The organism is Enterococcus sp. DIV1444a (genome assembly GCF_051712125.1).
Lineage (GTDB): Bacteria > Bacillota > Bacilli > Lactobacillales > Enterococcaceae > Enterococcus > Enterococcus faecalis.
In genome coordinates, this window is record NZ_JBIOOG010000001.1 from 661,557 (window position 1) to 681,343 (window position 19,787).

The window sequence follows — 19,787 nt, forward strand, 5'->3', positions numbered from 1 at the left end:
TCCTTACACTTAAAGAATAGCACTTTTTGGAAGCGTTTGCAAGTTATAACACTTATTAATAAGATTAAATATAATATTTTTCTGGTTATTTTATAACATGTAAAATAAATAATTGTGCGAACTAAATAACATTGTATTTTTTGTTGTTTTTGTGTTGAATATATAAAAATAAACTATTTTTTTATCAGACAAAATGAAAAAAATGTCCATTGCTTTTTGGCTGAATTCGTTTCCTTTTTCATAAAATTCCCATAATCAAATAGAAACATTGCTGTAGCAACAACGAAAATACCAGTTTTTTTCATACATATGAGAGAACGCTAAGCCAAAGATGAAAAAAGTTGCGTGTTCAAAAAAAATCATGTTATATTTAATAGAGGCACTATTATATAGGAAGAAAAAATTAGAGGGGGAATAGGATGGAAGCTTACAAGCAAACTGTCGATACTGTCACAAAAGAAGTTTCAGTCAATACTGAAACTGGTTTAACACAACAAGAGGCCCAACAACGGCTGAAAGAAAATGGCCGCAATCAATTTGAAGAGGCTAAGAAGGATTCTGTGTTAAAGAAATTTATTCACAGTTTATCTGATTTTACAACGATTATTTTATTAGTTGCTGCGGCAATTTCGTTTTATACAGCAATCGTAACAGAACATGGCGAATATTTTGAAGGAATCTTAATTATTGCAATTGTGATTATCAATGCTGTTTTAGCCATTGTTCAAGAAGGAAATGCTGAAAAATCTCTGGCGGCTTTACAAGACATGAACAAGCAAAGTAGTGCAGTCTTACGAGATGGCAAGGTAATCGAAGTCGATGCTGAAGAACTAGTAGTAGGAGATGTTCTAGTTCTTGAAGCTGGTTCAATGATTACAGCCGATGCACGACTTATTCAAGCTTCTCAAATGCGCGTAGAAGAGTCAGCACTAACAGGTGAAAGTGAACCTGTTGAAAAAGATCCTACATACGTGGGGCATGACGATGATGGCTTAGGAGATCAAATAAATATGATTTTCAAAGGCTGTACCGTTGTGAATGGCCGCGGACGAGCAGTAGTAACTGCAACAGGAATGAATACGGAAATGGGTAAAATTGCTGGGTTACTGAATAACAGCGATCAGCAAAAAACACCATTACAAAAACGCTTGAATCAATTAGGCAAACGTATTAGTTTGTTAGCCTTAGGGGCTGCAGCAATTGTTTTCATTATTGGTGAACTGCAAGGAGAACCGCTTCTTGAAATGTTTATGACAGCCGTTTCCTTAGCGGTGGCGGCTGTACCAGAAACACTAACCGTGATTGTAACGTTAACCTTAGCATATGGTGTTCAAAAAATGGCTAAGAAACATGCGATTATTCGTCGATTGCCAGCAGTAGAAACGCTAGGAACTGCGAATGTTATCTGTTCTGATAAGACAGGAACACTGACACAAAATAAAATGCGCGTCCGCCGAGTATGGCATCGTGGGGATGAAGTAACGGATACGGAAGATGCCATGACCGATGAAGCCATGGAAGTATTGAAAATGGCTGCTTTATGTACAGATGTCATTGTGGAAAAAGAAGGCGATGAACTAACTGTTACAGGGAATCCGACAGAAGCGGCAATTGTTCGTGCTGTCGAAGAAAATTATCATACTAAAGAAGAACTTGAAGAAAAATATCCTCGTATTGGTGAAATTCCCTTTGATTCAGAACGAAAAATGATGACTACGGTCCATCAATGGGGGAAAAAGTACATCTCAATTACTAAAGGAGCCTTTGATGTGTTACTACCTCGTTTTGGTTTTGGAGATGTCGATCAGGCGGCTATTGTTAATGATCGTTTCGGAAAACGAGCGTTACGTGTTATTGCTGTCGGTTATGCCGTATATGATGAACCACCCAAGGAAATTACATCGGAGGATTTAGAAAAAAATCTTCGCTTGTTAGGCTTAATTGGCATGATTGATCCACCGCGTCCAGAAAGTAAGGGCGCCATTGCTCGTGCGAAAAAAGCTGGAATTAAAACAGTGATGATTACTGGTGATCATGTGGTAACGGCCAGTGCAATTGCTAAAGAATTAGGGATTTTAAAAGATAAAAGTGAAGCCTTATCTGGTTCAGAATTGAAAAAAATGAGCGATGAGGAATTAGATAAACGTGTCAAAGGTTTATCTGTTTATGCACGTGTAACGCCTGAAGATAAAATTCGAATTGTTCAATCATGGCAACGTTCTGGCGCTGTTGTAGCAATGACCGGAGATGGTGTGAATGATGCGCCAGCCTTGAAAGCTAGTGATGTCGGTTGCGCAATGGGCATTACTGGAACAGATGTGGCCCAAGGCGCCTCAGATATGATTTTGACGGACGATAACTTTGCAACTATTGTTGATGCCGTGGCGCAAGGACGTGCCGTGTACCGAAATATTCGTAAAGCCATTAACTTCTTGTTAAGCTGTAACATTTCTGAGATTTTTATTGTTCTAATTGCCATGTTACTTGGTTGGGGCGCGCCATTTACTGCGGTTCAACTGTTGTTTGTTAACGTGGTCGCAGATGGGCTACCTGGTTTTGCATTAGGAAAAGAACCAGCGGAAAAAGGAATTATGGATGAGGCACCAATCCCTAAAAACGAAGGGATTTTTGCACGAGGCTTATGGCAAAAGATTGGGATTAATGCAGCAGTTTTCACAGCTATTACTTTGTTTGGTTTTTACCTAGGTGCTTTTGTACCAGGTGTTTCAGCATATGTTTCAAACAGCTATGAAGTTGGACAAACAGTGGCGTTTTTAATCTTAGCTTATTCTTCAATCTTACATGTCTTTAATGTTCGTAGTGCAAACTCTGTTTTCCGTGTAAAATTATCAAGCAACAAGTCGCTCTTTGAAATGGTTGTTTTAGCATTACTAATTACCACAACCATTGCTTTATTACCATTTACACAAGAACTATTTGGTTTAGTGCATATTAGTTTAAATCATTGGATGTTAGCAATTTTCCTATCCTTTGTGCCAATTTTCGTCAATGAAATGATTAAGTTCCATTTCTCTGAAGTCGAAGAGGAAGAAGAAGTGATTTAAATTTAACAGGAATAAAAGGAGCTACTTTTATTCAGGGAATTATCTTAATAGTTAGCAAGAGGTCGGGACAGAAGCGTTTAACTCCGAGAAATAAGAAGGAATTTCCGAAAATTGTTCTTTAATTTTTGGAGAATTCCGGCTTATTTCCGAAGGAGTTGCTTCTGTTCCCGCCGTTTATCAGTTTTTGAGCGTGGAGTAAAAATCCAAAGTGATTTTTGTCCCACGCTCTTATTTTTGATTTTTTTTTAAAATAGGTGGGTTTCTTATCTAAGATGAACATTCTCTAATAAAAAGACTTGCTAAACGATTTAAAACGTATTATAGTGAGTAGCATCGTTAGTCAAAAAGCGCTTTTTGACTAAGGAAAAAGATATATAAAACGTTATATAATAAAGAGTTTTAAAAGTTTTTTTGTGGAGCTGTTGGTTAAACTAAACGAAGTCATTTCTTTTGTAGGAGGAAAGTATTGTGTTACACAAAACAGAGGGGTTTGATCGTCGAAAATTTACGATGGCAGGAATCTTAGTTGCCATGGGCGTTGTCTATGGAGATATTGGAACGAGCCCTTTATATGTAATGAAAGCCATTGTAGGAGATAATGGTGGCTTAGCACGAGTCTCTGAATCGTTTATTCTAGGTTCGGTCTCATTAATTTTTTGGACGTTGACGATCTTAACCACGATTAAATATGTTGTTATTGCTTTAAATGCTGATAACCATGGAGAAGGTGGGATTTTCTCTCTTTATACATTGGTCCGTAAAAAAAGTAAGTATTTGATTATTCCCGCAATGATTGGTGGAGCCGCTTTACTGGCTGATGGCGTTTTGACCCCAGCTGTGACAGTGACGACAGCGATTGAAGGCTTACGGGGGATTCCAGCATTTTTTGAACGTTTTGGCAATGACCAAACGATTATAGTGGTTATTACGTTGACGATTATTTTAATTCTTTTTTCTGTTCAACGATTTGGAACAGAATTGGTCGGGAAAGCTTTTGGGCCGATTATGTTCTTGTGGTTTACTTTTTTAGGCATCATTGGTTTAATGAATTTTAGCCAAGATTGGACGGTTATTCGTGCATTAAATCCATATTATGCTTTGCAATTACTAGTCAGTCCAGAAAATAAATTAGGTCTATTTATTTTAGGGAATATTTTCTTGGCTACAACTGGTGCTGAAGCTTTATATTCTGATTTAGGGCATGTAGGAAAAATGAATATCCGCATTAGTTGGCCGTATATTAAGATTTGTTTGATTCTTAATTATTTAGGGCAAGCTGCATGGTTATTAACGGTCAAAGAAAACCCTGAAATGCAGGCATTAGCTGAAATTAACCCGTTTTTCCAAATGATTCCACGAGGCATTCTCGTATTTGGCGTTGTGTTTGCAACAATCGCCGCAGTGATTGCTTCGCAAGCATTAATATCAGGTTCGTATACCTTAGTTTCTGAAGCGATTAAATTGAAGTTATTACCAAGACTTAAAATTATTTATCCTGGGAGCAATATCGGCCAAATGTATATTCCAGCGGTAAATTTAATTTTGTGGTTAGCTTGTTCAGCAATCGTGCTGGCTTTTAGAACATCGACACACATGGAAGCTGCGTATGGTCTATCGATTACGATTACGATGTTAATGACAACCATTTTATTGTTGTTTTATCTTTTGGATAAAATTCCAGCGTGGTCTGCGTATCTAATTTCCTTGTTCTTTGCTGCCATTGAAGTTGTCTTTTTCTTTTCAAGCGCTGCGAAGTTTTTCCATGGCGGATATGTTGCTGTGGGAATGGCAGTCTTCTTGTTGTGTATCATGATTATTTGGGAACGTGGTAACGAGATTAAGGAAGCAACAGCGGAACAAGTACCGTTGGAAAAATATGTACCGCAACTTAAAGCTTTGAAAGAAGATACATCTGTACCAATGTATCAAACCAATGTGGTCTTTTTAACTTCCGATCGAGTGGACGGTGAAATTAATCGTAATATTATTTATTCGATTTTGGACAAACAACCAAAACGAGCGAATGTTTATTGGTTTGTTAATGTTCAGGTAACAGATGAACCTTTTACTCAGGAATATTCTGTTGACATGTTAGGAACTGATTTTATTGTGCAAGTTCAGCTATATTTAGGCTTCCATATTTCTCAAGAAGTGAATGTATATTTAAGACAAATTGTTCATGACTTGATGAAAACAGGCCGCTTGCCAAAACAGCCACAACGTTATTCATTAACGCCAGGAAGAGAAGTTGGCGATTTCCAATTTGTATTAATTCAAGAAGAATTATCTAACGTTTCTGAACTAAAAAAATGGGATCGACAAATTATGCAGGCAAAATTAGCTATCAAAAATTTAACTACTTCTCCTGAAAGCTGGTTTGGCTTGGAATACAGTGAAGTCAAATATGAATCCGTTCCTTTAATCATTGGCCCACAACGGAAAACGCACTTAGTCGAACGAAAGAATCGTTCATAAATAGAAGAAATTTAACTAAAAGATTGAGCCTAGGTCCTTAAGATACATGGCTCAATCTTTTTTGTAGAGTCAGAGTAAATACTGTAATTCCACAAAAAATTCATTTAAAAGCGTTTGGTCTTTAAAGGAATTCATCCGCTTAAAGATGGCCAGCAAGATTTCTTTTTGTGGCTCATTTAATTGATCTACTTTTAACAAAGGAAGAAAAGCGATAATCAGAGAATAATCCAATTCTGGATTTTGAGAATGTGTAAATAATTCATGTAGTTCCGACAAAATAAACGGATGATAATAAGATTGGTCAGACTGTTCTTCTGCAGTTGTTGGTTCATAAATAGAAATACTCTCTTTGGAATGAGAGGGGGATTCTGCTGTTAGCGGAAAAGCATAAAAGGACTGCTGTAACTTTTGCGCGTGAATCATAATTTTTAATGAATCGTGATAGGATAGCTGTTCTTCAGATAAACGTACCATCAACTGAGTAAAAAAAGGTGGTTTTAGCAGTTGTTTATTTTGAAAATTTTCTTTCAATAGTTGGCGCACAAATCGATCAAAATCACCATAAAGTAGCCAATCTACTGTTGTATCGCAGGCTTTAGCGATTTTTTTTAAGTATCGTTTATTGGGTAAATTCAACCCTAGTTCCCAGTTACTAATTGTACTTCCACTAGATAAACCAATTTTATTGGCTAAATAACGTAAAGTGTACTTTTTCTTTTTTCGAGCTTCACGCATGCGTGCCCCGACTTGCTTTGTAGTAATTTTCATTGAAATACTCCTTTTGTGAGAAATATGAGGATAAGGTGTTCTTAAAATATACATACGCAAAATTCGGCTCCTTTTTTTTCTAAACTAAAAAAAGTAATTATTTCTAACAATTTTCATCTTGTGCTATGCTTAAGATGAAAATACTTAAGAAGAGAAGGGATCATATGTCAGCAAAACATAATCATGAACAACATCAGGAAAAACAGCCAACAATATCCCACAATAAAATGAATCACATGAATCATGACATGGCGCATGAACAAATGGCTATGTCACACCAACATGAAGGAATGAAAGGAATGGGCCATTCAATGCATATGGGGAATTTTAAACAAAAATTCTGGCTGTCATTGATTTTAGCTATTCCGATTATTGTTCTTTCACCGATGATGGGTTTTCAATTACCTTTTCAATTTACTTTTCCAGGGTCTGATTGGTTGGTTTTAATTTTAGCAACTGTGCTATTTTTTTATGGTGGACAACCATTTTTAAGTGGCGCTAAAATGGAATTACAGCAAAAGAGCCCAGCAATGATGACGTTAATTGCGATGGGGATTTCGGTATCATATTTTTACAGCTTATATGCATTTTACATGAACCATTTTACGAATCAGACCCACGTGATGGACTTTTTCTGGGAATTAGCCACTCTGATTGTTATTATGCTTTTAGGCCATTGGATTGAAATGAATGCTATTTCTAATGCTGGTGATGCCTTGAAAAAAATGGCTGAACTGTTACCTGACACAGTCAAGCGAATGACTGAACATGGGGAAGAAGAAATTCCTTTGCAAGATGTTCAAGAAGGCGATCGGTTGATTGTTCGTTCGGGAGATAAAATTCCGACAGATGGTAAAATTTTGAAAGGAAGCACAACAGTCGACGAATCGATGGTTACAGGGGAATCAAAAACAGTAGAAAAAAACAGTGGCGACTCCGTGATTGGTGGAGCTGTCAATGGCAACGGAATGATTGAAATTTCAGTAACTGGCACGGGTGAAAATAGTTACCTGTCAAAAGTTATGGAGATGGTTAAACAAGCGCAATCGGAAAAATCAAAACTAGAATCAATTTCGGACCGTGTCGCGAAGTGGTTATTCTATATTGCCTTATTCGTAGGTGTGTTAGCATTTATCGGTTGGTTAATGGCAACGAAAGATTTGTCGCTAGCATTTGAACGAATGGTTACAGTTTTTATTATTGCCTGTCCCCATGCATTAGGCTTAGCAATTCCATTAGTGATTGCTAGAAGTACCTCCATTGCTGCTAAAAATGGCTTACTTTTAAAAAATCGGAACGCATTAGAACAAGCCAATAAGGTTGAATATGTGTTGCTGGATAAAACTGGTACTTTAACAGAAGGACAATTTACAGTTACTGGCTTAGAATTAATGAGTAAGCAATTCACTAGAGAAGAAGCACTTAAATATATTGGAGCATTAGAAAAAAACGCAAACCATCCGTTGGCAATTGGGATCATGAACTATTTAAATAAACAAGCCGTTCAACCTTATGAAGCCCATAATCTGCAAGCTTTATCAGGCGTGGGATTGGTTGCTACTGTTCAAAACCAAGAAGTCAAAATAGTCAATGAAAAAGAAGTCGCACGGTTACAGTTAACCTTCGATGAAACAATTAAAACAAACTATCAAGAGCAAGGAAATACCTTGAGTTATTTAATCATCGCTGGTCAACTAGTCGCACTGCTAGCTTTAGGAGATAAAGTCAAACCAGAAGCTAAAACATTTATTGCAGAGTTACAAGCGCAAGGAATTACGCCAGTCATGTTAACAGGGGATAATCAAACAGCCGCCAGTGCAGTTGCTAATTATTTAGGAATGAAGGAGTACTACGCAGAGCTCTTGCCAGAAGACAAAGAAAAGATTGTACAACAGTACCTTACTGAGGGGCATCAGGTCATGATGGTAGGGGACGGTATTAATGATGCACCAAGTTTAGCCCGTGCTTCAATCGGAATTGCGATAGGCGCTGGTACCGATGTAGCCATTGATTCGGCAGATGTGGTACTGACAGATAGTGATCCTAAAGATATTTTAAGGTTCTTAGATTTAGCCAAACAAACACGACGCAAAATGATTCAAAATCTTTGGTGGGGAGCCGGGTACAATATTGTCGCTATTCCTTTAGCGGCTGGGGTCCTTGCACCAATTGGGATTGTTTTAAATCCAGCTGTAGGTGCTGTATTGATGTCGTTAAGCACAATTATTGTAGCAGCAAACGCTATGACACTGCATATTTCAAAAAAATAATTCGATATAATTGTAGAGAATGGAAAGTAATCAATACTTTTTGTTCTCTATTTTTTTCTTTTAAAAAAAATTTTTGCCTTATTTGACGTATTCTTATAACAAGGGAATGAAAGGGGACGATATATGGATTTCAAGGAATTATTGTCTTTTGAACATAAAAATATGTTGGAATTGTTGGATTTACTGCAACAAGAGCAGACATTTTCTGTTTTGATGGCTGCAGAAAAACTAAAGGTGAGCGACAAAACGATCCATTGTTACATTCAACGTTTTGAAAAAAAGCAGGAGGGGTTTAAGATAGAACGGCTTTGTAAGATTTATACAACAACTAAAGGAATTGTAAAATATCGTGAATTATGCGCTTGTGGGCTAGCTCGCTTTAGACAAAAATTTTGTTATTTTATTCCCGAATTTTATATTTTGCGTTGTCTAATTGAAGAGCGAATCAATTATGCCCAATTGACCCAGAGATTAGGTTTACAGGAATCAACTATTCGGAAGAAACTGTCTAATATACGACGTTGGCTAGTTAATTTTGATATTGTTGTGCGTCAAAAACATTATGATTTAACTGGCAATGAATGGCAAATTCGACAGCTAACCCTTTATTTTTATTTGTTTTTTCAAGAAAGTTGTCTGGAAGAAAACAAAGAAATGACTCGGAAAATCATTACCTTTTTTGAGTTGGATTTAAATGTGGCGCAACAGAATCATCTTAGTTGGCTAATTTATATTTGGGAGAAACGGTACCGAGGCGGTCATGAAATTTCAGTGCCAAATGCTAGTATATTTCAACAAACAAGTCCCTTTTTTTATTTATTCCGTGTCGAAGTATTAAGCACTTCTTTTATGTCTCTCAAAGAACAAAAAGCGTTATTTGTGATTCTTGAAGCGCATTTTGGTGGTTGCTTTGGCAAGAGAGCACGAAAATATTTTATTCATGAGCAAATGAAAATTGAAAGTTTATGCTTAAAAACAGCTATTTTTATCATGAAAGAAATTAGGAAAAGTTTTACACAACATCAGTTTAATTATCAAGAAATTCATTTGTGTCGATTTTTAAGTACGCATATGAATAGTTTATTAGACGGACAAGCATGGTTGCCAGCTCATAAACAGGAACAAACACTCGCTGTACGTTATCAGCAAACCTGGCACAGATTACAGAAACTTATTAGGCTTTTAAAACGCCTGTATCCAGTCTTTGCTTCAGTAAAAGAAAGGGAATTGACGAATTGCTATTTTTATCACATCTTGGATTTATTTAATCCCATTTTATATGAAAAAAAATATATTATTTGTTTATTGACAGACTTTCCTCCAGAAAAGGAACAAGCGCTGGGGCAATCTTTAAAAAACTATTTCAGTGAAAAAAAGAATATTACAATTATTTATGGAAAACCAACGTATCAACTTCACCAAGCACATCTAGTAATTGTCAATCATTTGTTTCAGATGAACGTATCACTTTCTCCAGAGACAATTGTTTATTTGCCAGAAGAATTATCGCCTGCTTTTTTTGAAAAAGTTGAAGCGAATCTATCGTAAGAAGTCCAATTTTGTCTAAATAGTGTTAAAATGAAGAAGTAAGAGGAATGGATGAGGAGGATATTAAAATGAAACAACTGCAATTTGGTACAAGTGACGAAACAGTTTCTTCGGTTATCTTAGGATGTATGCGCTTAAATGGTGCTGGAAATCCTCAACAGGTAATTGAAGCTGCTTATGATCATGGCATTACATTCTTTGATCATGCCGACATTTATGGTGGCGGCGACTGCGAAACCATTTTTGGCAAGGCCTTAAAAGAAAGTTCCATTCGTCGTGAAGATATTTTTATACAAACGAAATGTGGGATTCGTCAAGGCTTTTTTGACTTTTCAAAAGAACATATTTTAGAAGCGGTCGAAGGGAGTTTACAGCGTTTAGGTATAGATTCAGTTGATGCATTATTGTTGCATCGTCCAGATACTTTAGTGGAACCAGAAGAAGTAGCTGAAGCTTTTCATTTATTAGAAAAACAAGGGAAAGTTCGCTATTTTGGTGTAAGTAACCAAACGCCAGGACAAATTGAACTTTTAAAAACAGCTGTTAAACAACCATTATTAGCCAATCAATTACAATTTGGCATCAAGCATACTGGCATGGTGGATCAAGGATTACAAACAAATATGGAAACATCAGGAAGCATTGATTATGATCATGGCATTTTAGATTATTCACGTTTGAAACAAATGACTATTCAAGCATGGTCACCTTATCAATATGGATATTTTGAAGGTGTCTTTATTGGAAATGAAAAATTCCCTGAGTTAAATCAAAAATTAACCGAGCTGGCTGAAAAATATCAAACGACGCCAACTGGTTTAGCCAGCAGCTGGATTCTGCGCCATCCTGCTAATATGCAAGTCATCGCAGGAAGTATGAATCTTGGTAGAATTGAAGAAATTGCTAAAGCAGCAGATATTGTGATTAGTCGCGAAGATTGGTACGACATTTATCGTGCAGCGGGAAATGTTTTGCCGTAAAATATTCTCATATTTTCGAAGATACAGCGTGTATTGCTGCTTGATTTTGGTATTTGATATAGTCATCATTAAAGCACTATGTCAAATACCTTTTTCTTTCATTCGGCAATCGCCGTCTACTGCAAATTCTGTAGTTTTTTGTTAAAATAGAAAGGAAACTAGTTTGCTAAAGATGAGGGGAAAAAAATGACCAAAAAAAAATTATTACTCGTTGATGGAAACAGTGTAGCCTTTCGTGCATTTTTTGCGCTACATAACTCATTAGAACGATTCAAAAATAAGAACGGCTTGCATACAAATGCCATTTATGCATTTAACAATATGTTTGAAAATGTAATGCAAAAAGAAATGCCTACTCATGTTTTAGTCGCTTTTGATGCAGGGAAAACCACATTCAGAACAGAATTTTATTCAGAATATAAAGCCGGACGCTCAAAAACACCGGGCGAATTTAAAGAACAAATGCCGTATATTCGTGAACTTTTAGAAGGTTTAGGTGTAAAATATTATGAACTGCCTAACTATGAAGCGGATGATATTATTGGTACATTAGCCAACAAAGTTGATAAAGATGAATTTGATGTTGTTGTGTTATCAGGAGACCGAGATTTGACACAATTAGCTACTGACACTGTCAAAGTAGATATCACTGTTAAAGGAGTTAGCGATATTGAATCATATACGCCTGAGCATATTGCTGAAAAATATGATGGGTTAACACCTAATCAAATTATTGATATGAAAGGGTTGGCTGGCGACACGTCGGATAATATTCCAGGTGTAACGAAAATTGGTGAGAAAACTGCGATTAAGCTGTTAAAACAATATGGCTCAGTTGAAGGGGTTTATGAAAATATCGATGAAATGAAAAAAAGCAAAATGAAAGAAAACCTGATTAATGATAAAGAGCAAGCCTTTCTTTCTAAACGTTTAGCGACAATCGAAGTCAATGCACCAGTCGAAGTCAATGTGGAAGACTTGGTATATAAAGGGAAAAATTTAGAAAAATTGGTTCCTTTTTATAAAGAAATGGATTTTAAACAATTTTTAGCTAAGTTGGACATTACAGAAGAACCTGTTGAAATGGAAGATATTTTATTTGAAGTCGTTGAAGATCAGTTAACCAATGAAATGTTTACAGACGATATGGCTCTTTATGTTGAGATGATGGAAGATAACTATCATACGTCACCGATTGTCGGCCTTGCTTGGGGCAACGACAAGAAGATTTATACCACGAATAATTTAGCTGTTTTTGAAAGTCAGCCATTTATCGATTGGTTGATGGATGAGACACGTAAAAAAAATGTCTACGATGCAAAACGGACGTACGTTGCGTTAAATCGCTATGTAGGAAAAATGACAGGGATTGCCTTTGATGTTTTATTGGCTGCTTATTTACTTGATACCAATGACAATAACGCTGATATTGAAGGCGTAGCACAACATTACGGATATGATGCGATTCAATCTGATGAAGCAATTTATGGAAAAGGGGCCAAAAAAGGCTTGCCAGAAGACGAAGAAGTTTTCTTTGGTCACTTAGCGCGTAAGATTAAAGCAATTCAATTTTTAACAAGCAAATTAGACAGCGAATTAACAGAAAAGAATCAAGCTGATTTATTCTATAAAATGGAATTACCACTTTCTCGTATTTTAGGCGATATGGAAATAACTGGGATCCGTGTTGATGCCACGCGCTTAAAAGAAATGCAAGTAGAATTTTCAGAACGCCTGAAAGAAATCGAAGAAAAAATCTATGCAGAAGCTGGCGAAGAATTTAATTTGAACTCACCTAAACAATTAGGCGTTATTTTATTTGAAAAAATGGGCTTACCTGTGATCAAAAAGACGAAAACTGGCTATTCAACAGCGGTGGATGTTTTAGAACAACTAAAAGAACAAGCACCAATTGTGGCGGATATTTTAACTTATCGTCAAATTGCCAAAATTCAATCGACCTATGTTGAAGGGCTCTTAAAAGTAATTCAGCCAGATAATAAAATTCATACTCGGTATGTACAAACACTGACACAAACAGGACGGTTAAGCTCAGTAGATCCTAATTTACAAAATATTCCTATCCGTCTAGAAGAAGGCCGGAAAATTCGAGAAGCGTTCGTACCAAGAGAGGATAACTGGTTGATTTTCTCTTCTGACTACTCTCAAATTGAGTTACGTGTCCTGGCGCATATTTCTAATGACAAGCATTTAAAAGAAGCGTTTGTGGAAGGGCAAGATATCCACGCCAGCACTGCAATGCGAGTTTTCGGTGTCGAAAAAGCAGAAGAGGTCACACCTAACATGCGTCGTCAAGCTAAAGCGGTGAATTTTGGAATTGTCTATGGTATCAGTGATTATGGCTTGTCCCAAAACTTAGGCATTACTAGAAAGCAAGCACAACAATATATTGACACCTATTTTGAAAAATATCCAGGTGTGAAACAGTATATGGAAGAGATTGTCCGCGATGCCAAAGACAAAGGCTATGTGGAAACATTGTATCATCGTCGTCGTTATTTAAGTGATATTAATTCAAGAAACTTTAATCTACGTTCATTCGCTGAACGTACAGCGATTAATACACCGATTCAGGGAAGTGCCGCAGATATTTTAAAAATTGCGATGATTGAAATGGCGCGTCGCTTAAAAGAAGAAAAATTACAAGCGACAATGTTATTACAAGTGCACGATGAGTTAGTTTTTGAAGTGCCAGAATCAGAATTAGAACAATTAAATCAACTCGTGAAAGAAGTGATGGAGCACGCGGTTTCCTTACATGTGCCACTTATCACCGATAGCAGTTGGGGTAAAACATGGTATGAAGCAAAATAATAGCTTACCCATTAAGAACTATGAATAAAATAAGCATAAGTAGGATCTGGACGTTGGTATCTAAGCGTTCAGACCTCTTTATATAAAGGAGCAAAAATAATGCCAGAATTACCAGAAGTAGAAACAGTGCGAAAAGGACTTGAAAAACTTGTTGTAGGAAAAACCATTCAAGAAGTCATTGTTTTTTGGCCAAAAATTATTGAATCACCAGAAGTTGATGTGTTTCAAGGTCAATTAGCTGGCCAAACGATTGAAGGGATTGAGCGAAGAGGAAAATTTCTGATTTTTAAATTGTCTGATAATGATATGATTTCTCACTTACGAATGGAAGGAAAATATGAGTTTCATCAGGCTGATGATGACATTGCCAAACATACCCATGTAATGTTTACTTTTACAGATGGTACGCAATTACGTTATTTAGATGTGCGAAAATTTGGCCGTATGACATTGGTTCCTAAGAATCAAGGTCATCAATATAAAGGGATTTTAGCTTTGGGCCCAGAGCCAACACCAGACGTTTTTCAATTAGCTGCTTTTCAACAAGGCTTGAAAAAGCATCATAAGGCAATTAAGCCATTGCTGTTAGATCAAAAGCTAGTGACTGGCTTGGGGAATATTTATGTCGATGAAGCACTTTGGCAAGCGCAAATCCATCCAGAGCAACCAGCAGATTCCTTAAAACCTGAGGAAGTTGCTACGTTGTATCAAGCAATCATTGATGTCTTGGCACGCGCTGTTGAAGCAGGTGGAACCACCATTCGCACCTATCTAAACGCGTTAGGAGAAGCAGGGACTTTTCAAGTAGCGTTGAATGTCTATGGGCAAACAGGCTTACCTTGCAATCGTTGTGGTACCCCGATTGTTAAAACAAAAGTGGCACAACGTGGTACGCATTATTGTCCACAATGTCAACAATTGAAGGGGCGTCGATTGAAATGACAAAAGTTTTAGGTATTACAGGAGGGATTGCGACAGGTAAAAGTACGGTTGTTGCTTTTTTTAAAAAAGCGGGTTATCCAATTGTTGACGGCGATGTTATCGCCCGAGAAATTGTTGCAAAAGGGCAACCAGCTTTAGCCGCAATCGTGGAAACTTTCGGCCCAGAAATAGTATTAACAACTGGTGAATTGGATCGGAAAAAATTAGGACAATTAATTTTCTCTAGCTCTCAAAAACGGGAGTTGTTAAATGAAACGCTGAAACCTTTTTTAAGAAAAGAAATTTTACGTCAAATTGAAGAAGCTAAAAAGAAAGCAGCATCCCTTATTATTGTTGATATTCCTCTGCTTTATGAAGCCCATTATGAGGCGATTATGGATCAAGTCGCTGTGGTGTATGTACCTGAAAAGATTCAAAAAGAGCGTCTGATGGCCCGAAACCATTTAACAGAAGAAGAAGCACAACAACGAATTGCTAGTCAATGGCCGATTGAAACGAAAAAAGAACGAGCAGATATCGTATTTGATAATCAAGGAACTAGAGAAGAAACGGAACAACAAGTGAAGAAGTGGCTAGAGAAACAGGCTGAAAAGAAGTGAATATTTTTTAAATGACGTAAAATTTTTTGAAAATTTCAGAAAAAATAGCGGAAGTCTTTGTTTTTATTAAAGAATGGCAAAGATTCAACTAAGAACTAGTTCTAAAGCCCTAGTAATAGCGCAATTTCATGTTATAATATAGGCAACGAAAATTATACAGAATAGAAGAGGTGAACGTTATGCGTTGTCCAAGATGTCATCATAATAATTCCCGTGTTATTGATAGCCGTCAAGCAGATGATGGACGTGCAATTCGCCGTCGTCGTGAATGTGAAAATTGCAGTTATCGGTTCACTACATTTGAAAGAATTGAAGCAGCGCCATTACTTGTGATCAAGAAAAATGGGGATCGTGAAGAATTTAATCGTGATAAAATTTTGCGTGGGCTTATTCGCTCTGCGGAAAAAAGACCCGTTGCTATGGAACAAATGGTTCAAATTGTCGATAATGTTGAAAATCGAGTGCGTAGTTTAGGGGAAAACGAAGTCTCTACCACGCTTATCGGTGAATATGTGATGGAGGATTTAGTCAATCTAGATGAAATTGCCTACATCCGCTTTGCCAGTGTTTATCGACAATTTAAAGATATGAGCGTGTTTTTGAAAGAGTTACAGGACATTGTCGACAAAGCAAAATCTTCTTCTCCTGACTCAGAAAATTAAAAAGGAGGTCTTTCTTTGAACGGAAATCGGCAAAGAATCCAACCAAAAAATATTTTTCAAGCGGTTATTGATTCACCGCTTTCTGATCAAGAGAAAGAGGTTTTAACCTTTTTATATCAACCAATTGTCGGCGCCAATGCGTTTAGTTTATATTGGCTTTTGTTATCTGAAACAACAGACTCAGAGGAGAATGGCTTGCTGTTTCATGCAGATTTAATTAGTTTGTTGGACTTGAGTAGCCAACAATTAGAAGAAGCTTGCCGCAAATTAGAAGGCATTGGGTTGCTAGAAACGTATAAAAAAACAGACCGAGAATTAGGAGATTGTTATTTATATTATTTAAAAGCACCTGAAACAGCCGCTCGTTTTTTTAAAGATGAAGTGTTAGCTTTAGTGTTATTTAATCGGGTTGGACAACGGAAATTTGATCAATTAGTGCAAAAGTTCCAACCGCATCCTACCAAAACAGAGGGCTATCAAAATGTTTCCGCTAGCTTTCAAGAGGTTTATGCCTTTAAAGAAGAACAAATGGTTTCCGAAGCGAACCGATTGACAACGATTCAAGAAACTTTTTCCCAACAAGAAAAAGCGAAGAAAATTTCTGTATCAACGGATTCTTTTGATTGGCACTATTTTGTGGAAGGTTTGCACCGTTTAGGTTTACAACTGCCAGAAGATGAGGCTAGTTTTCAAAAAGAAGTCTATGTTTTTCATCAATTATATGGCATCAATGAGTTAGATATGGTAGACTTTGCTTCGAAATCATTTGACTATTATACAAGTCGAATTTTGCCTAAGGAATTAGTGCGAACGATTCATCAAGCTTTTGATCCTGATAAAAAACCACAGCCAACAAACGTAGTGACAAACAAGCAAGCACAATTGACGGTGGAAGAGCAACAAACGTATCGATATAACGCATTAAAAATGAATGGTTTTTCTGAACTGGATATTCAAATGATTATGGATAGTGAAAAGAATCCGCCTATTCAATATTTAGAAGCTTTAAAAAATAGTCGAGGCGGCTATACGACACCACAAGAACGATCATTAGTGAAATATTTGGTTGCCAAATCAGGCTTACCAACTAGTGTGATTAATATTTTGATTAACTATGTTTACAACATTCAACAACAACCGACTTTAAAAGCGGAGTATGTGAATCGAATTGCGAATGAATGGGGACAGAGTGGGATTCATTCACCAGAAAAAGCAATTGAGCACGTCAGAGAATTGGCAAAACAAAGCCAAACCAAACAAAAACAGCGACAACAAAATTATTCAGGGAAACGTCAAACTGTTCGACAAGAGCGATTACCAGAATGGGCAGATCAGCCAAACGATGAAACAAAACTTTCCCCAGAAGAACAAGCCGAGTTAGATCGACAAATTCAAGAATTTTTAAACCAAGGAGGTGACCAATGATGGAAGACGTAGGAAAAGAAATGTCAAAAATTATCCAGAAGCGTGATATCAATGAACGATATGAAGAGCTAGTTAACGAAGTATTGAAAGATCAAGATGTTCAAGCCTTTATACAAGCAAACCGAGAGCGTTTAACAGATGAAGATATTCGTAAAAGCTATGCTAAGCTGTATGAATTTGTTCAAGAAAAAAAGAAATTTCAATTAAACGATCCAACAATGATTGCCCCAGGCTATGAGCCAAGATTAATGTTGAATTTTCATTACATTGATGTAACGTATGTCCCAACGGCTGATTTAATCGCCCGTCAGAAGGAAGAAGAAATTCGCAATCGAGTAAAGGCAATGGATATGCCAAAAGATGTCCGAGAAGCAAATTTACGAGATTTCGATCCATCTTCTCAAGGTCGAGCCAAAGCGTTAGCAGAAGCGATGCAATTTTTAAGAGAATATCCTGCGACACCAAAAGAATTTCATAAAGGACTCTATTTACAAGGCCCCTTCGGTGTAGGAAAATCTTTCTTATTAGGTGCGATGGCTAATGCTTTAGCAGAACGTGGATTTACTACGACAATTGTTCATTTTCCAACCTTTACAGTAGAAATGAAACAAGCCATTGGTCGCGATCAAGTTGGTGAAAAGCTCGATGCAGTAAAAAAATCCCCTATATTAATGATTGATGACATTGGTGCGGAATCCATGACTAGTTGGATTCGTGACGACGTTTTAAGTGTAATCTTGCAATACCGAATGCAAGAACAATTAGTTACTTTTTTCTCTTCCAACCTAGATTTAAAAGCTTTAGAAGAGCATTTAACCGTGACGCAACGAGGAGAACAAGAGCCACTAAAAGCCAGACGAATTATGGAACGTGTGCGTTATCTGTCAAAAGAGATTACGATGACAGGAAATGATCGACGAAACGGTTAGAGCAATCCTTTTATTTTATGGATTGCTTTTTTTCTTGCGCTTGATGATGTAGCGTAAGTTTCGCAAAAACAAGTACTTTTGTGTACACTGACAATAAAGAAGTGAGGAAAAGAGGCGTAATAATGAAGAGAAAACTTTGGATTTTTATTGGGGTATTCGTGGTGCTTCTGGGAGGATATTTTCTTTTGTTTAGAGAAAAATCCTATAAAGTAGAGGTGGAAAAAGTGAATCCAAAAATTCAACGCTTGATGTCGACGGACAAACAACATTTTTTAACAAGAAATAAATTTAGTACGAAAGAAACCACGAAACGTAAAGATTTGTTGAAGTTTTTTATTGAAACTCGCCTTAAGACAGAAGGCGGCTTTTTAACTAATTATTTACCAGATGCTGAACGCAAAGATGTCGCAACAGGACATGAGTTGTTAAGTGAATCTTCTGGTTTATATTTGCGTAATTTAGCCTTTGATACGCAAGGACGTTTTGATAATTTTTATAAGCAGACGAAAGACACCTTTTACGACGGTGTCCAATTTAGTTACCGAATTGATGAACAAGGCAATAAGTACAATGTCAATGCCTCGATTGATGATTTACGGATTATTCGTGCATTAATTGAAGCAGGTGGTCATTTTAAAACAGATCAGTATGATCAAGAAATTAACAAAATAGGCAAGAATTTTATGAAAACCTCAATGAAAGATAATATTCTAATTGATTTTTACGATAGTAAATCAAAACAACAATCTTCAGAAACATCCTTGTTTTATATTGACTTAATTACGCTGGGTTATCTATACAAAGAATTCGGGATTTCAGCAGACTACTTGCAGTATCATTACCAATTAATAGATGATGGCTATATTTCTGATGATTTACCCCTTTATCAAACAAAGTTTAATCACCAAACAAATAAATACGAAAACGACGGAACACTCAATATTATTGAATCTTTATTAACGATTGTCCATTTAAGTGAAGTTGGGATGGCAAAACAGACTAGTATTGATTTTGTGCGAAAACAAGTTCAGCAAGGAACGCTTTTTAACTCGTATGATTTAAATGGATCGCCTGTGGATAAAAATCAATCTGCAGCCAGTTATGCGATAGCGGCTTTAATTGGTGTTGCCGAAAATGACAAAGAGTTGTATCGTGCGGCAATTACAGTACTGAATAATTTTCAAATTATGGATTCAAGCAGTCCGATTTATGGAGGATTTGGTGATAAAGTTACGAAACAAGTCTATTCCTATAATAACTTAATGGCTCTTTTGGCCTATGATTTCTAG

13 protein-coding genes are annotated in these 19,787 nt (G+C 36.7%); 12 read left to right on the forward strand and 1 reads right to left on the reverse strand.

The genetic code is table 11. The features are described 5' to 3' along the window. Positions 1-419 precede the first annotated feature (419 nt). Together IGI87_RS03385 and IGI87_RS03390 are read left to right on the forward strand one after the other, a co-directional pair. Positions 420-3,065 carry a calcium-translocating P-type ATPase, PMCA-type gene (locus IGI87_RS03385; RefSeq protein ID WP_438736249.1) on the forward strand — a complete coding sequence of 882 codons (2,646 nt, stop codon included), beginning with the start codon at positions 420-422 and terminating at the stop codon, positions 3,063-3,065. 468 nt (positions 3,066-3,533) lie between these two features. Then, entirely contained in the window at positions 3,534-5,540 is a 2,007-nt protein-coding gene (locus tag IGI87_RS03390; RefSeq protein WP_113794966.1) for a KUP/HAK/KT family potassium transporter, read from the forward strand. Positions 5,541-5,609: 69 nt separating this feature from the next. Here the strand turns inward: IGI87_RS03390 and IGI87_RS03395 are convergent, their stop codons facing one another. After that, a complete protein-coding gene (locus tag IGI87_RS03395; protein WP_104854206.1) occupies positions 5,610-6,308 on the reverse strand; it encodes a helix-turn-helix domain-containing protein in 699 nt (232 codons plus the stop codon). 125 nt (positions 6,309-6,433) lie between these two features. On the opposite strand from IGI87_RS03395, the gene IGI87_RS03400 reads away from it, so the two are divergent. The 10 genes from IGI87_RS03400 (at position 6,434) to IGI87_RS03445 (ending at position 19,787) form a co-directional block, all read left to right on the forward strand. Further along, the gene (locus IGI87_RS03400) at positions 6,434-8,578 is read left to right on the forward strand and encodes a heavy metal translocating P-type ATPase (RefSeq protein WP_438736250.1); all 2,145 of its coding nucleotides are present in this window, start codon (positions 6,434-6,436) and stop codon (positions 8,576-8,578) included. Positions 8,579-8,701: 123 nt separating this feature from the next. After that, positions 8,702-10,126: a helix-turn-helix domain-containing protein gene (locus tag IGI87_RS03405; protein WP_242365665.1), complete on the forward strand. Its 1,425-nt coding sequence runs from the start codon at positions 8,702-8,704 to the stop codon at positions 10,124-10,126. Positions 10,127-10,194: 68 nt separating this feature from the next. Next, positions 10,195-11,106 (forward strand): aldo/keto reductase, encoded by a 912-nt coding sequence (locus tag IGI87_RS03410; RefSeq protein WP_280211859.1) that lies wholly within the window; start codon positions 10,195-10,197, stop codon positions 11,104-11,106. A 186-nt stretch (positions 11,107-11,292) separates the two neighbouring features. After that, positions 11,293-13,941, forward strand: a complete 2,649-nt coding sequence (gene polA / locus IGI87_RS03415) for a DNA polymerase I (protein WP_104854202.1) — start codon at positions 11,293-11,295, stop codon at positions 13,939-13,941. A gap of 99 nt (positions 13,942-14,040) precedes the next feature. After that, entirely contained in the window at positions 14,041-14,883 is an 843-nt protein-coding gene (gene mutM / locus IGI87_RS03420) for a DNA-formamidopyrimidine glycosylase (protein WP_104854201.1), read from the forward strand. Then, positions 14,880-15,482 (forward strand): dephospho-CoA kinase, encoded by a 603-nt coding sequence (coaE, locus tag IGI87_RS03425; RefSeq protein ID WP_104854200.1) that lies wholly within the window; start codon positions 14,880-14,882, stop codon positions 15,480-15,482. Before mutM ends, coaE begins: the two co-directional genes overlap by 4 nt. A gap of 179 nt (positions 15,483-15,661) precedes the next feature. After that, positions 15,662-16,144: a transcriptional regulator NrdR gene (gene nrdR / locus IGI87_RS03430; RefSeq protein ID WP_002381296.1), complete on the forward strand. Its 483-nt coding sequence runs from the start codon at positions 15,662-15,664 to the stop codon at positions 16,142-16,144. A 15-nt stretch (positions 16,145-16,159) separates the two neighbouring features. Continuing rightward, positions 16,160-17,569, forward strand: coding sequence for a replication initiation and membrane attachment family protein (locus IGI87_RS03435; protein ID WP_438736251.1), 1,410 nt, complete (start codon positions 16,160-16,162; stop codon positions 17,567-17,569). Further along, complete coding sequence (gene dnaI / locus IGI87_RS03440) at positions 17,569-18,498, forward strand: primosomal protein DnaI (protein WP_162782653.1); 930 nt, start codon at positions 17,569-17,571, stop codon at positions 18,496-18,498. The genes IGI87_RS03435 and dnaI overlap by 1 nt, the downstream gene beginning before the upstream one ends. An 80-nt stretch (positions 18,499-18,578) precedes the next feature. Next, a complete protein-coding gene (locus tag IGI87_RS03445) occupies positions 18,579-19,787 on the forward strand; it encodes a hypothetical protein (RefSeq protein ID WP_162782630.1) in 1,209 nt (402 codons plus the stop codon).

Bases quoted from the DNA above. Each gene is read 5' to 3' on its own strand.
- polA (WP_104854202.1), top strand. From the start codon at position 11,293: ATGACCAAAAAAAAATTATTACTCGTTGATGGAAACAGTGTAGCCTTT.
- IGI87_RS03405 (WP_242365665.1), top strand. From the start codon at position 8,702: ATGGATTTCAAGGAATTATTGTCTTTTGAACATAAAAATATGTTGGAA.
- IGI87_RS03400 (WP_438736250.1), top strand. From the start codon at position 6,434: ATGCTTAAGATGAAAATACTTAAGAAGAGAAGGGATCATATGTCAGCA.
- IGI87_RS03395 (WP_104854206.1), bottom strand. From the start codon at position 6,308: ATGAAAATTACTACAAAGCAAGTCGGGGCACGCATGCGTGAAGCTCGA.
- nrdR (WP_002381296.1), top strand. From the start codon at position 15,662: ATGCGTTGTCCAAGATGTCATCATAATAATTCCCGTGTTATTGATAGC.
- dnaI (WP_162782653.1), top strand. From the start codon at position 17,569: ATGGAAGACGTAGGAAAAGAAATGTCAAAAATTATCCAGAAGCGTGAT.
- IGI87_RS03385 (WP_438736249.1), top strand. From the start codon at position 420: ATGGAAGCTTACAAGCAAACTGTCGATACTGTCACAAAAGAAGTTTCA.
- coaE (WP_104854200.1), top strand. From the start codon at position 14,880: ATGACAAAAGTTTTAGGTATTACAGGAGGGATTGCGACAGGTAAAAGT.
- mutM (WP_104854201.1), top strand. From the start codon at position 14,041: ATGCCAGAATTACCAGAAGTAGAAACAGTGCGAAAAGGACTTGAAAAA.
- IGI87_RS03410 (WP_280211859.1), top strand. From the start codon at position 10,195: ATGAAACAACTGCAATTTGGTACAAGTGACGAAACAGTTTCTTCGGTT.